The organism is Micromonospora sp. WMMD956 (genome assembly GCF_029626125.1).
Lineage (GTDB): Bacteria > Actinomycetota > Actinomycetes > Mycobacteriales > Micromonosporaceae > Micromonospora > Micromonospora carbonacea.
The window spans coordinates 4,053,852-4,067,801 of record NZ_JARUBI010000005.1; the positions used below are offsets into that span (position 1 = coordinate 4,053,852).

At 69.9% G+C, this 13,950-nt stretch carries 9 protein-coding genes; 8 read left to right on the forward strand and 1 reads right to left on the reverse strand.

The annotated features are described in order from the left end of the window. Positions 1 to 7 precede the first annotated feature (7 nt). The 7 genes from O7628_RS18635 (at position 8) to O7628_RS18665 (ending at position 11,734) form a co-directional block, all read left to right on the forward strand. Positions 8 to 1,591, forward strand: coding sequence for a 3'-5' exonuclease (locus O7628_RS18635; RefSeq protein WP_278132287.1), 1,584 nt, complete (start codon positions 8 to 10; stop codon positions 1,589 to 1,591). A gap of 25 nt (positions 1,592 to 1,616) precedes the next feature. Further along, positions 1,617 to 2,813, forward strand: coding sequence for an AAA family ATPase (locus O7628_RS18640; RefSeq protein WP_278132289.1), 1,197 nt, complete (start codon positions 1,617 to 1,619; stop codon positions 2,811 to 2,813). Positions 2,814 to 2,929: 116 nt separating this feature from the next. Further along, on the forward strand, positions 2,930 to 3,499 hold the full coding sequence (locus O7628_RS18645; RefSeq protein WP_278132291.1) for a hypothetical protein: 570 nt from the start codon (positions 2,930 to 2,932) through the stop codon (positions 3,497 to 3,499). Then, positions 3,496 to 7,344, forward strand: coding sequence for a DISARM system helicase DrmA (gene drmA, locus O7628_RS18650; RefSeq protein ID WP_278132293.1), 3,849 nt, complete (start codon positions 3,496 to 3,498; stop codon positions 7,342 to 7,344). Before O7628_RS18645 ends, drmA begins: the two co-directional genes overlap by 4 nt. Next, positions 7,344 to 9,248 (forward strand): DUF1998 domain-containing protein, encoded by a 1,905-nt coding sequence (locus O7628_RS18655; protein ID WP_132399290.1) that lies wholly within the window; start codon positions 7,344 to 7,346, stop codon positions 9,246 to 9,248. Before drmA ends, O7628_RS18655 begins: the two co-directional genes overlap by 1 nt. Next, complete coding sequence (gene drmC / locus O7628_RS18660) at positions 9,245 to 10,027, forward strand: DISARM system phospholipase D-like protein DrmC (protein WP_132399292.1); 783 nt, start codon at positions 9,245 to 9,247, stop codon at positions 10,025 to 10,027. Before O7628_RS18655 ends, drmC begins: the two co-directional genes overlap by 4 nt. A gap of 123 nt (positions 10,028 to 10,150) precedes the next feature. Continuing rightward, positions 10,151 to 11,734: a serine/threonine-protein kinase gene (locus O7628_RS18665; protein WP_278132299.1), complete on the forward strand. Its 1,584-nt coding sequence runs from the start codon at positions 10,151 to 10,153 to the stop codon at positions 11,732 to 11,734. A 139-nt stretch (positions 11,735 to 11,873) separates the two neighbouring features. Here O7628_RS18665 and O7628_RS18670 read toward each other — a convergent pair whose 3' ends face one another. Further along, positions 11,874 to 12,488, reverse strand: coding sequence for a hypothetical protein (locus O7628_RS18670; protein WP_278132302.1), 615 nt, complete (start codon positions 12,486 to 12,488; stop codon positions 11,874 to 11,876). A gap of 627 nt (positions 12,489 to 13,115) precedes the next feature. Between O7628_RS18670 and O7628_RS18675 the strand changes: the two genes are divergently transcribed. Beyond that, on the forward strand, positions 13,116 to 13,697 hold the full coding sequence (locus tag O7628_RS18675; protein WP_132399304.1) for a hypothetical protein: 582 nt from the start codon (positions 13,116 to 13,118) through the stop codon (positions 13,695 to 13,697). Positions 13,698 to 13,950 lie beyond the last annotated feature (253 nt).

A 13,950-nucleotide genomic window follows, 5' to 3' on the forward strand; every position in this document is an offset into this window, starting at 1 on the left:
GCTTTCCGTGTTCGTTCGTGGCCAGCTCACCCGTCAGCGTGGCGTCGACCCGCGTGGCCTGACGTTCGCCTTCCTCAACCTGGAGACCACCGGCCTGTATCCCCACAAGGGTTCCCGGGTCTGCGAGGTGGGCATCGTCCGGATGCGTGGCGACGGCGTCGTGCTCGACGAGTACTCCACCCTCGTCAACCCGGGCGTGCGGATCAACAACGAGGAATACCACGAGATCAGCAACGCGGACGTCAAGCATGCTCCGACGTTCCAGGACGTCGCCGGGGACGTGCTCGCGTACCTGGGTGGTGCCATCGTGGTCGGTCACCACCTGGACTACGAGGAGCGGTTCCTGACCGCCGAGTACGGGCGGCTCGGCGTCACGCTGCCCGGGGTTCCCGGGCTGTGCACGCTCGTCACCGCGCGCACCCACCTCGACCGGTGGGGCTACAAGCTGGAGAACGTGGCCAACCTGATCACGGGGGAGTGGCCGACCGCGTTGCACTCGGCGCTCGGCGATTCCCGTGCGCTCGCTGGCACGCTGGCGAAGCTGATCGCCGAGGCGCCGCAGCCGCTGGCCTGGCTGGGGCCACGGCCGGTGCCGCTGCCCGGCCTGCCGCGCACCGGGATCGTCGCCCCGCGCGCCGCCGGGCTGCGCAAGGGCACGGCGGGGTGGCTGGCGACCCTCACGGCGCGGCTGCCGCGCATGGCGGTCCCGCCGCCGCCCCGGCCGGACGGGCTGCGTGACTACCGGGCGTTGCTCGCCCACGCGCTCGCCGACGGCCGGATCGTCGGCGAGGAAGCGGCGCAACTCGCGGTCGCTGCCGCCCGGGCCGGGCTGACCCAAGGTACGGCGCGGCAGGTGCACGAGGAGTTCCTTGCCGAGGCGCGGGCCCGCGCTGAGGAGGACGGTGTGGTCACCTCGGTCGAGCTGAAGGAGCTTCAGCGGGCGGCGAAGGAGCTTGCTGCCTCGCACCTCATCGGTGACCTGGAGGAAGCCGCCGCCGCGAACCGGGCCCGGAGCAATGGCCCGCTCAAGGGCTGGCGGATCCTGCCGGTCGGGGACTCGGCCGACGTCACCGAGGTGGTCGACTACGCCGTCGAGCACGGCGCAAAGGTAGCCGTCAACGTCACCAAGACCGTCCGGCTCGTGATCAACGGTGGCGCGGGGCAGGACGATCCGCGCATCGCCAAGGCGGCCGCTGCCGGAATCGACATCATGTCGCCTGATCAGGCACGCAAGGCGATGGAGACGGAGGCAGCAAAGGCGGCTGGTGGCCTGTTCGCCGACGCCAGCGGCGCGGAGGTCGCCGGGCGGCTCGCCGCCGAACGCGCTGCGGGCAACCGCCCCCGGCGTCCCGAGTGGCACGAGTTCTGGCGGCCCCGGGAGCTGAGTCCCGCCGAGTACCACGCCAGGTTCGTCGAGCGACACGACGACTGGGACGAGTCGTCCACCATCCGGATCACCGTTCCCGTCGCACGGGTGCCGGCCGCTCCGGTCGTGACCGCCGAGAAGAAGAGCGGATGCGCGGCGGTGATCGCCGTCGGTGGGCTGCTCGTGGGCGGTGCCTTTGAGCTGGCCCGACAGTTGATCGCGTGAAGGATTGATACGGAGGAGGTGAGGCATGGACAAGCGACTCATCGAGATCGAGGTGGAGAACTTCCGCAGCCTGCGGAAGGTGTCCCTGCCCCTGCGTCCGCTCAACGTGCTCGTCGGTCCTAACGGAGCCGGCAAGACGAACGTCCTGGAGGTGTTCCGTTTCCTCGCTGATGTGATCCGCACTGACCTTCAGCCCGCGCTGGACCTGCGCGGCGGGTTGGAAGAGGTGCGCTTCTGGGGTGGCGAGAAGCCACCGGCGCATATCCAGATCAAGCTGAAAGCGACGTGGACCACGCACAGCAGTCGCAGCGTGCCCGACGAGTATGCGCTGCGGGTCACGCGGTTGCGTGGGGGCAAGTTGTCACGCCAGGAGTCCTTCCAGTTCAAGCGCACCCAGGGACGCGGCCGGCGGATCACGATCAAGGGGCAGAAGGTCAGCGTCGTCGGGATCGCCAAAGACCGGGCTGAATCCACCGAACGGGAGATCGGCATCAGCGCCCTGAGCAGTGGGCTGTCCACCCTGCCTCGGCTCGCCGACGACCAGGGGGGAACCGAGGTCAGCACCGTAGCCAAGCGGCTCGCCTCGTTCCGGGTGTTCGACGTCCGGGTGGACGTGGCCCGTCGGCCGTCGCGGTTTCCGCGTACCGACCGGGAGGTCCTCGACGACGACGCCGCCAACCTCGCCGGATTCCTGCTGACCCTGCGCAGTCGTAACGAAGGCGCGTGGCAGCGGCTGGTCGAGGACGCCATGGAAGTGTTGCCGCAGCTCGACGCCATCGACTTCGAATACCCCTCCGGGGCGGCCCGCGAGGTGGTGATCGTGCTGCACGAACGTGGGCTGAGGCGGCCCACCCAGCTTGCCGACGCCTCGTACGGCACGATCCGGCTGCTCGGCCTGCTGGCGCTGCTCTACGACCCGAACCCGCCCGCACTGACCTGCGTCGAGGAGATCGACCACGGGTTGCATCCCCAGGCGCTCGAACTGCTGGTGGAACGCCTTCGCGAGGCCAGCGAGCGTACCCAGTTCCTCATCGCCACCCACTCCCCGGCGCTTGCCGACCGGCTGCGGCCCGAGGAACTGGTGATCTGTGAGCGGCTCGACGACGGATCCTCGGCAATCCCGGCGCTGACGGCGGAGCGGATCGAGGAGATCGTGGCCGAAAGTGAGGACCTGCCGCTCGGTGAGCTGTGGTTCTCGGGCGTACTCGGCGGTGACCTGTGACCCGTCGGGGAGGAACGTCCGTTCGTGCGACCCAACGGCCGGTCGTGGCGCTCGCCGGGGAGGACCGGAACGACCGGGAGTGCCTGCGCGTCCTGCTCGAGGCATGGTGTCCTGCCATGAGCGGTCGACTGGTCGAGATCAAAGACCCAGTCCGGCTGCTGAACGCCAAGAGCCATGGCGAGTTGACCAGCCGGGTCAAGACGTTGGCCAGCAAGGCCAAGGCAAGGGCGAAGCTCGAACGGGCTGACCTCGCCTGCGTCTTCGTGCACGAAGATCTCGACCGGCCCGACGGAGACGAGTACGTCGAGGCCCGGCGGCGCGTGCAGTCCGCGCTCGACGCGCAGTTCGGCAACGCCCACTACGTCCTGTCGGTGGCAGAGGTCGAGGCCTGGCTGCTGATGTTCCCTGCCGCGCTGACCGGCACCGTGTCCTCGTGGAGAGTGCCGCAGCAGTACCGGAACCGCGACACCGGCACGCTGGGCGACCCGAAGCAGATCCTGATGCGCAACGTCAGCGGTGCCGGGCGGCGTTACCGGGAATCGGACGCGCCCGGTGTCCTCGCGAAGGCGGTGGCGCTGAACTGCATCGATAAGCCGGTCGGCAGTAACCGCTCGTGGAACCAGCTGCGAGCCGATGTCACCGAGTGCTGTACGTCGCACATTCCCCGAGCAAGGAGGCCGCAGTGACGGTCGATGTCCAGGGCGGACTGTTCCCGCACCCCCGGGGCGAGCAGCAGTCGCTGTCGCTGTCCGGGGACGGCGACAGCGACGGCGCGGGTGACGGAAGCGCCGGCCCGGGGTCGCCGCTCGACGTGCCGCAGGTGTTCCCGGCGGCCACCTCCTACCAGGTGCGCGACGAGCTGGAGGAGCTGATCGGGCGGGACCTGCTCGGGCCGTGGGACGGGGAGCGGGAGGAGTTCCCGCCCGGCGCGATGGGGCCACGGGAGCGGTACCTCGTCGGCATGCTCGGGCCGAAGCAGCGCCCGCGCACCGACAGGAGCGCCGAGGTGCAGGACGTGGACGCCGCCGTGCAGGGCGACGGCAGCGAGGCCGAGCTGCCCGAGGTGGTCACCCCGCTCAACCTGGGCAAGATGTGGGCATCCTCGATGGGCATGTCGTTCGCCGTGGCCGGTGACACCGACACGCTGTCGGTGACGGCCGAGTGGGGCCGCTACGACCTGCGCGAGTCGGAGGACGACAAGGGCAGGAAGCGTCGGGCCTGGTATCGCGAGCCGGTGTCGTACGCCAGGGCGGTCCGGCTCGACGGCGATGTCTCGTACCGGATTCCGCTGACCGTCGCCGACCCGGACGCGCCGGGGGTCCACCTGGCGGTGGAGGTCCGGCCGCGCGACGGGCGGCGGGTGGTGCAGCTCGCCCTGATCAACTCCCAGGCCGAGCCGGAGAGCAACGCCGACACCGCGTGGCTGTTCCAGTCTGCGCTGACGGTGACCGCGTCGGACGGCCACGCGGCGGTCTTCCTCCCCATCGACGACCCGCTCGACGGGGTGAAGGGGATCGGCGACGACGAGGAGGAGACGCATCTGCGGCTGCTCTATCGGGGGCAGCGCCGCTACGCCTCCGGCCGCAACGTGGCCGTGCACCCGTGGGTACGCGCCGGGGAACGCCGCGCCCACCAGCTCTTCACCACCTGGCTGCCCACCTACAACGTGCCCGCGACGGTGGCGCCGACCGGCCCCGGCACCCCGCTGGCCGGCGTGGAGCTGTCGATGGACGCCCTGGCCACGGCCGACGTCGACGGGCTGCGGACCGGGCTGACGACCCTCGCCGCCGGCTACGAGGCCTGGCTCGCCGGCGAGGAAACAAAGATCCCCGACCTGCCGGAGCCGTTCCGGGACACCGCGCGGCACGCCGTCTTCACCGCCCGCCGGGCCGCCAAGCGGCTGCGGGCCGGCATCGCCCTGCTGACCGACCCGACGGCCGATCGGCACGGCGAGGCGTTGGCGGCGTTCCGCTTCGCCAACGAGGCCATGGCGTTGCAGCGCCGGCACAGCGAGGTGGCCGGGCTGCGGGAGGAGCAGGACCTGTCGTACGCGGACGCGAAGGCCGCCGTTGACGCGCGCGGTGCCGCCGCCGCCTCCTGGCGCCCGTTCCAGCTCGCGTTCGTGCTGCTGAACCTGCCGTCGCTGACCGACCCGGCGCACCCGGAGCGGGCCGCGAACCGGGACGCCCTCGTCGACCTGTTGTTCTTCCCGACCGGTGGCGGCAAGACCGAGGCGTACCTCGGCCTGACCGCGTTCACCTTCGCCATCCGCCGCCTTCAGGGCGTGGTCGGTGCCGGTGCCGACGCCCGTAGCGGTGATGCGGGGGTGTCGGTGCTGATGCGGTACACGCTGCGGTTGCTCACCGCCCAGCAGTTCCAGCGGGCCGCCGCGCTGATCTGCGCCGCCGAGGTGCTGCGCCGCCGCGACGAGACCACCTGGGGCGTCGAACCGTTCCGGATCGGGCTGTGGGTCGGCGGGGGAGTGTCGCCGAACTGGTTCGACGAGGCGGCCACGCAGATCGCCGAGGCGCGCGAGGCGGGCCACGGCAAGTTCACCAACGTCCTGCAAACCCTGAGCTGCCCGTGGTGCGGCGCGAAGCTGCGGGCCGAGCGGGACCTCGAACCCAAGGAGGACCTCCGGCGGGTCCTGCTGTTCTGCCCGGAGGCGGAGGGCGCGTACGCCTGCCCGTTCTCCCGTACCCGAAGCGCCGAGGGCCTGCCCATCCTCACTGTCGACGAGGAGATCTACCGGTACGCGCCAAGCCTGGTCATCGCCACCGTCGACAAGCTCGCGCAACTGCCCTGGCGCGGCTTCGCCGGGCTGCTCTTCGGCCGGGTGCGGCAGCGTTGCCCCCGGCACGGCTACCGGCACGACGACCTGGACACGCGCACCGGGTGCAGCAACCGGCACAACAAGAAGGGCAGCCTGGAGGCGGTCACCAGCCAGCCGGTGGTCCGCCTGCGCCCACCGGATCTGATCATCCAGGACGAGCTGCACCTGATCTCCGGCGCGCTCGGCACCATGGTCGGTCTCTTCGAGGCGGCCGTGGACCAGCTCTGTACCTGGCCGCTGCCCGGCGGCGGCACGGCCGGGCCGAAGATCGTCGCGTCGACGGCCACCACCAAGCGGGCCAGGGCGCAGGTGCTCGGGGTCTTCGGGCGGGACCTGGCGGTGTTCCCGCCACCGGTCGTCGACATCGCCGACACCTTCTTCAGCCGTCAGGTGCCGGTCACCGTGGACCACCCGGGCCGCCGTTACCTCGGCGTCTGCGCCCACGGCGTGCGGATGAAGTCGGCCGAGATCCGGGTCGCGGAGATCCTGCTGCTCGCCGGGCAGACCCTCTTCGACCGGTACGGCGCGCCCGCCGACCCGTACCTGACCACGGTGGGCTACTTCAGCGCCACCCGCGAGCTGGCCGGCATGCGCCGGCTGCTGGACGACGACGTGACCACCCGGGTACGCACCCACGGCCGCCGTAAAGGCATGTCGGACCGCCTCACCGGAGCGGTGATGCTCAATGTCCAGGAGTTGACCTCCCGGATCTCGTCCGGAGATATCAGTGACGTGCTGAAACGGCTGGAGATCGGCTTCGACGCCGAGATCGACACGACCGCCCGGCGTAAGGCGATCTTCGAGGACATGCGGGAGGCGATGAAGGCCAAGACTGCCTCAAACCCGCGGCTCAAACTGCATCCGGTGACCGAACGCTACTACCGGCGGCAGAACGACGGCAGGCTGCCGGTCGACGTGGTGTTGGCTACCTCGATGCTCCAGGTCGGCGTGGACGTCTCCCGGTTCGGTCTGATGGTGGTGACCGGTCAGCCGAAAAACACCGCCGAGTACATCCAGGCGTCCTCCCGGGTCGGCCGCGACGCCAGCCGCCCCGGCTTGGTGGTGACCCTCTACAACTGGACCCGGCCCCGGGACCTAGCCCACTACGAGGATTTCGAGTACTACCACGCCACCTTCTACCGGCAGGTGGAAGCGCTGTCGGTGACCCCGTACACCCGGCGGGCGCTGGACCGGGGGACCACCGCGACCGTGGTCGCGGCCGTGCGCAACACGGAGGAGGCCTTCTCCCGCAACACCGATGCCCACGACGTGCCGCTCGACGGCCCCGAGGTGCAGCGGGTCGTCGACCGGTTCCTCGACCGGGCCGAAGCCATCGGTGGCACCCGCGCCCGCGACTATCTCGGTGAGCGGATCAACCGGCTGCGGGACCGGTGGAACGAGCGCAGGACCGGCTCCACGCGGCTCGGCTACGCCGACGGCACCTTCAAGCAGCAGAAGCTCGTCGGCCTGCTTACCGTCGCCGGTGGCGAACGCTGGACCGACCTTACCGTCGGGCAGTCGATGCGGGAGACCGAGAACGAGATCAACCTGGTGCTGCCCGCCGGGGAGAAGATTTTCGACCCGCAGTACGGCGCGCCGGACTGGTCGTTCGGCCCGCCGGGCGACGACGCGCGGGACGAGGACCTCCCCGACGGGGACGAACTGGGTGAATCGACCATCGCGGGGAAGGGACACTGATGGCGGGCAGGCACTTCCGGCGGGTCGGATCGGTCCGCCCCAGCCACCTCATGTTCACCACCGGCGTCGGCGCCATCGTCGACCTGCCCAACTTCTCCGTGCTCGTGCGGGGGCTCGACGACTGGAACTACACCCCGGTGCCCGAGCTGGAGCAGATCACCGAGCCACGGCTGCTCGCCGCCGTGCGCAAGCTGCTCAGGGACAAGTCCATCAAGGAGCTGCGGCCGGCGCCGTGGATGGACGGCGTGGACCAGCAGCCCAACGGCCCGGCCGCGAAGGTCGGGGTGCCGATCACGCCGTTCCCCGGCTGGCTGCGCTGCACCGCCTGCGACGAACTGGCCCCCATCGACGGGGGTGTTTTCGGGTTCGAGAACGCCAAGGCCCGCAAGCCGCACGAGGCCCGGTTCTTCCACACCACCTGCGGACGCAAGAAGATCGGTCGGCGGCCGATGGCGGTGGCCGCCCGGTTTGTGCTCGCCTGCACCGCCGGCCACCTCGACGACTTTCCCTACTCGCAGTACGTACACCAGGGTGGCGGCTGCCCCGACGCCAGCCACCCGAGGCTGCGGATGGACGACCGGGGCGGCAACCTCGGCGCCAACGTCGAGATCAGGTGCATGCCCTGCGGTGCCCGCCGCAATATGAAGGAGGTACTTGGCGGTCGCGGCGCGGAGAAGCTGCCCCGCTGTCGGGGCCGCCGGGCACACCTCGGCGACTTCGAGCCGGGAGGCTGCACCAGGGGCGAGCTGAAGCTGCTTATCGTGGGCGCGTCGAACCAGTGGTTCGCTCAGACGCTCTCCGCCCTGGCCGTGCCCAAGAGCGGTGCCAGCGAGCTGCAGACCAAGGTGGAGCAGCACTGGGAGGCCCTCAAGGGCATGCCCGGCGTCGACATGCTGCCCTACCTGCGCACCGTCGTGCCGGCGCTAAAGGACTTCGACCGGTGGTCCGACCCCCAGGTCTGGGCGGCGATCGAACGGCACCGCAACGGGCCCGGGACCGACGAGGATGACGAGAAGGCATACCCGGACCTGCACACGCCGGAGTGGGAGGTCTTCTCCGCCGCGGAGCTGCCTCCGGCCGCCGACGACTTCACCCTCCGTCGGGATCCGGGCGGCGTACCCGGTGAGCTGAAGGAGATCTACGCCGACGTGATCCAGGCGGAGCGGCTGCGCGAGGTCCGGGCCCTGGTCGGCTTCACCCGCCTCGACGCCCCCGACCCGATGGACCCGGACCTGGTCCAACGGGCGCCGCTGTTCAAGACCACCCAGAACTGGATCCCGGCCAGCGAGGTACGCGGCGAAGGCATCTTCCTGCGCCTTCCCGAAGAGCTGCTCGCCGAGTGGGAACGGCGAGTCACCGACACGGAGTGCCTGCAGACGCACCGGGAGGCGTACGGGCGGTTCCGGGAAAGCCGCTACTCCGGGCGGATCCGGGGAGGCTTCGAGCGGATGAAGAACTGGCCGGGCGAGCGGTACATCGCCCTGCACACCCTGTCCCACCTGCTGATCCGCACCATCGCCCTGGAGTGCGGCTACAGCTCGGCCAGCCTGTCCGAACGGATTTACCCGAGCACCCCCGACGACCCACAGCGGGCCGGCATCCTCATCTACACCGCCGTCCCGGACGGAGAAGGGACCCTCGGCGGCCTGGTGTCGCTCGCGGAACCCGACGCGCTGACCCGGCTCACCCGACGGGCCCTGCGCGACGCCATGCACTGCTCGTCGGACCCGCTCTGCGCCGAGCGGCTCCCGCACCACCCGGAGGACTTCCTGCACGGCGCCGCCTGCCACGTTTGCCTGTTCGTCTCCGAGACGACCTGCGAACGGGGCAACCGGTTCCTGGACCGACGGTTCGTCGTACCGATCGACCAGCCGGACCTGGCGCTCTTCCCCGAGCTGCCGTGACCTGGCAGCCGGCCTTCGAAGCGGCGGCCGAGGCCGCCGTGCACCGGCTCGGCCCGGCGCACCTGCGGGTCCTGGCCGACCGCCTCGGCGACGACTCGCCCGAGCAGGCCGCGCTGTACGCCGTGCCGGTGCCCGGCTTCACCGAGGCCGCCCGGGCGGTGCTCGCCGCGCGGCGAGCCACGGGTGTGTCGGGTGTGGAAGCGGCGGCCTATCTGCGGGGGCTGGCCGCCGGCCACACCCAACGGTCTGCCGCGGTGCGCATCGAGTCGGTGTGGAGCGGCCCCAGCACCCATCCGGTGCCGGTTCGGGCGACCGCCCAAGTCCTCGTCGAGCTGGTCGCGGAGGCACAGGCCGAGCTGCTGCTGATGACGTACTCCGCCAGGCCCTATCCGCCGCTGCTGTCGGCTCTCGCAGCAGCGGTCGTCCGGGGGGTGAGCGTGACGGTCGTGGTCGAGACGCTGGCCGGTGCGCGGGGAGCGCTGGACGGGGTGGAGCCGGCTGCGGCCTTCGCCAGCCTGCCCGGCGTACGGTTGTGGCACTGGCCGCTCGAACGGCGGGCCGGGGAGCACGCCAGGATGCACGCGAAGATCGCGGTGGCCGACCGTGGAGTGCTGCTGCTGTCCAGCGCCAACCTCACCCAGTCGGGTGTCAATCGCAACATCGAAGCCGGTCTGCTGGTCCGGGGCGGGACCGCGCCGCAGCGGGCGGCCGAGCACATCGCCGAGTTGCAGGGCCGAGGCGTACTGGTCCCGCTTCCAGTTGCCGGGCCGGGGCGCTGAACATGCCCGGCTACGTGACGGCGTGGCAAGGGCCACCGGTGAGTCGGCCGACGCGGATGTCCGGGTGCGGTCGTGCGGAATGGCGTGGATTTTGGGTGCATCGAGAATGGAAGGTCTGGCGCCGTGGGGACGTTGGTCAACGGCCGTTACGAACTGGATGAACTGCCCATCGGTCGTGGTGGTATGGGCGAAGTGTGGTTCGGCCATGACACCAAACTGGACCGGCCGGTAGCGGTCAAGTTCATCCGCTCTCCGGGCGGTGAGCCGGACCGGGACTACATCCGACGGTTCGTGCGTGAGTCCCGGATCACCGCTCGGCTGGAGCACCCCGGAGTCCCTGCCGTCTATGACGTCGGCACCCACGAGGGCAGGCCTTACCTCGTCATGCAGCGCATCAACGGAATAAGTGTCGCAGACCTGGTGGCTGAGCAGGATGCCCTTCCGGTCGGCTGGTCGGCGGCGATCGCCGCCCAGGTCTGCGCGGTGCTCACCGCCGCCCATCAGGCCTCGCTTGTGCATCGAGACTTGAAGCCGAGCAACCTCATGCTCCAGCCGGATGGTGCCGTCAAGGTCCTCGATTTCGGGCTCGCCGCGGCACCGACCCTCTCCGACTTCTCGAAGATCACGTTGACGGGCCTACCGCCTGGCACACCTCAGTACATGGCACCCGAGCAGATCCAGACCAACATGAGCGGTCCGGCCACCGACCTGTATGCGTTGGGCTGCACCCTGCACGAGATGCTCACCGGGAAGCGGCTGTTCACCGGTTCCACGTCGTACGAGGTGTGGAGCAAGCAGGTTGGTCACGAACCACTGCCGGTGCGCGGTGTACGCGACGACGTCCCCGCCGGTTTGGAAGACCTGCTGCTGCACCTGCTACAGAAGAAGCCCGAGGACCGGCCCACGAGTGCGCGAGTCGTTTACGACCGGCTGATGCCCTTCGCCACCGAGCTTGGACCGCTCCCGGGTGTCCTTCACCCGCTGTCGACGATCAGCCCCATCCGCATGTACGGCGCGGTGCTCGGGCGGGTGTTCGGCGGCCCGCCGCCCGCTGGGCCCGCCCGCCCGCCGATGCCACCCGCACCGCTGCCCAAGCCGCCGGCGTCGCCGCACCGGCGTAACGAGGCGCGGTCGGAGACCGGCCGCTCCGAGCTGCGGCGCCTACGGGCGGAGGCAAATCGCCTGGCTGGGTCGTCTCGGTACGGGCAGGCATCGAAGCTGCTCGCCGCCGCGATCCAGCCGGCGATCGACGCGCTCGGCAGGACCGACGGTGACGTGGTGCGGGCTCGGCTCGAACTCGCTGACGCCTTGTTCGAGGAGGGTGACTACCGGCGGGCCGCCCCGGTGTATGAGGAACTCGCCGAGGACATCGCGCGGGAGGACGGGCCGCACGCCGAACTCGCGCTGCGGTGCCGGCTCCGCAGTTCCACCTGCCGGGCCCTGTTCGGCGAGACGAGCGAGGCGCTGCGGCAGCTCGAAGCACTGGTGCGTGATCAGGAGGAGGCCTTCGGCCCCGGTGACCCCCGCACGCTGGAGCTGCGTCGTCAGATCGGACTGCTCCAGCTCGGCGCGGGTCAACGACGCGCTGCCGAGGAGACCCTGAGCCGGCTCCTCGCCGAGGTGACCCGGCTGCACAGCTCCAGCCACCCCAGCGCCCGGGAGATCGCCGATCTGTTGTCCGGGCTGCGCGGCCCCGGCACCCGATAGCCACGTGAGGTCGCGGTGTTACCGCGGTCTGGCGTGACAGGGGCGCGAGGCGGTACGGGCCTACGACGAGGTTCTGAACGGGAAGTTCGCTACGACGACGTCTGCCCGTAGGTCGGGTAGGGCGTCGGCGAGCAGGCTGTCACCGACGTGTACCACGGGCGGCGGTGATGTGTGTCCGGCGTGTCGGGCGCGTAGGTGCACGAACCACAGGCGTAGCAGAGTGATCAGCGCGTACCCCTGCATTGTTCTCCTGGGCGTAGCACCTGGTGGTTCCGTTGTGCAGGGCCCGGTCGGTGGCCATCCGGAGGAGGGATCCCGTGCCGGTGGTGAAGTCGAACGTGAGGGCTCCGGAGCCGGCGAGAGTCAGCATCACTTCCGCGACAACGTCTGGCGGGCCGGCAAGCCCGGGCATCCAGCGGGCGGAGGTCACGTACTGGCGGTGCAGGTGTTCGCAGGCGGTCTCCGCGCCTTGGTCTGCATCGAGCTGATCGGCTGCGCGGAGCAGCGCGGACAGCTGCGCGGTCCTCTGGTGCGGGAACAATGCACCGACCAGCTCAGCCGGGCCGGCATCGAGTGTGTACAGATGGCTTGTGAGCTGGTCCGGAGTGGGTAGGCCTTCGGTGGGAACCTCGGCCCGATCGGCGCGTACGAGCAGGAACGCGCCGGCGATTCCGAGCCTGTCGCTGATCTGTGCTGCGGGTCGGTAACTCTCGATGCGCCGCCATGCCTGTTGCGCGGTGCCGACGTGCTGCATTCGACGGTGGTGGTGTAGCCACTGTTCCACGTCACGTGCGTCGAAGGCCGGTCTGATCGGGGTGCCGCCCACGAACGCGGGGAAGTCGGCGTACCGCCGACGCCAGTTGCTCAGCGGCCCGGCTGACGTTCGCAAGTCGTGCGATGTCGCTGGAGGTGAGGGTGGCCTCGCTGGGGTCCTGCTTGGTCCGATGCCCGCGCGTGAACTAGATCATGAACGAATCGCTTGTGTACGCGGTTCACAGACGCTATCTTGTTGGCGGTTACGGGTTATCAGCCTTTGGAGGAACGATGCCGCGTCGAGGACGCAGTGCCACCATCGGGAAGTTCGCGAAGCTTGCTCAGGAGCGCCGGGCGTCCGAAATCAGGATGCTCAGCGAACAATTGCGCCGCGAGCAGGAAGCCAGGTCCGGGGCCAGCGCGCTGTCCCCGCTGTAGGTGCGCTCGTCAGTGCGCTGACCGAAGCCGCCCCCCCAACCTGACTATCCAAGGAGGATCATGAAACCCCTTGCTCGTACCTGTGTCTTCTGCGGCCTCCACGATTCGGCCAATCGAGTACGTCTGGCGTGGCGCGCAGCGGTACCGCACGGGTTCTATGGGCGGCCCAACCGCCCTGGCGTACGCGCGAGTGCGCCTTGACCCTGTCGTCGGCGCGGCTATTGCCGACGCCTACATGGCCGCGCCCGTGCGGGACGAGCGGGCCTATGCCGCCTACGCCGCGTTCTGCCGGGAGACGGTGCGGCAGTACCACTACCTGGTGGGCCGGCAGGAGTACGGCGGCCTGGGCGTATCCGTGCGGATCATCGACACCGATCCGTACCCGGACATGGCCTCGCTAACGGACGACGTGCGGAAGCGCCGGCTAAAGGTCTGGGCGAGCGCGGCCACCGGCAATCCGCATCCGTACCTCAGCGACGGGGAGAACGACATGTTTCGCGCCGTCCACGATGTGTTCGGACACGCGGCAACCGGTTGTGGGTTCGACCGGCACGGCGAAGAGGCTGCCTGGCTGAAACATAGCCGCATGTACTCGCGGCTCGCCGGCCGTGCCCTGGCAACCGAGACGCGCGGGCAGAACTGCGCCCAGATCTTCCACTACGGGGGCACACGATTCCCGCAACAGAAGGCTGTGCTGCTGCCACGGCCGCTTAGGCATCCACGCCTGGTGCACACCGCCGAACCTGCGACGGAGGCCGCTGCCTCGCGCTGAGCCGGGCGATCGGCTCGACGGCCCAGACTGTGGACACAGCCGCAATGGCTCAGCAGCACCCCGACTCCTACCCAATATCCTTGACCTGCCCGAATCGGCATCGATCAACAGACCCGAGCTGAAGCCACAAGCCCCAGCGCGACCTGTTCCCGAAGCGCAACGGACACTCTCGTCATGCCAATGAAAGATGACCCCGCCGAGGATCGCGAGCAATGGCACGGCGGAGTCCCTGGCTGCGCACCAGCAGCAAGGG

What these genes read in the sequence shown, in the direction of transcription:
- O7628_RS18640 (WP_278132289.1), top strand. Translation starts at nt 1,617, where the DNA reads ATGGACAAGCGACTCATCGAGATCGAGGTGGAGAACTTCCGCAGCCTG.
- O7628_RS18645 (WP_278132291.1), top strand. Translation starts at nt 2,930, where the DNA reads ATGAGCGGTCGACTGGTCGAGATCAAAGACCCAGTCCGGCTGCTGAAC.
- O7628_RS18655 (WP_132399290.1), top strand. Translation starts at nt 7,344, where the DNA reads ATGGCGGGCAGGCACTTCCGGCGGGTCGGATCGGTCCGCCCCAGCCAC.
- O7628_RS18670 (WP_278132302.1), bottom strand. Translation starts at nt 12,488, where the DNA reads ATGCAGCACGTCGGCACCGCGCAACAGGCATGGCGGCGCATCGAGAGT.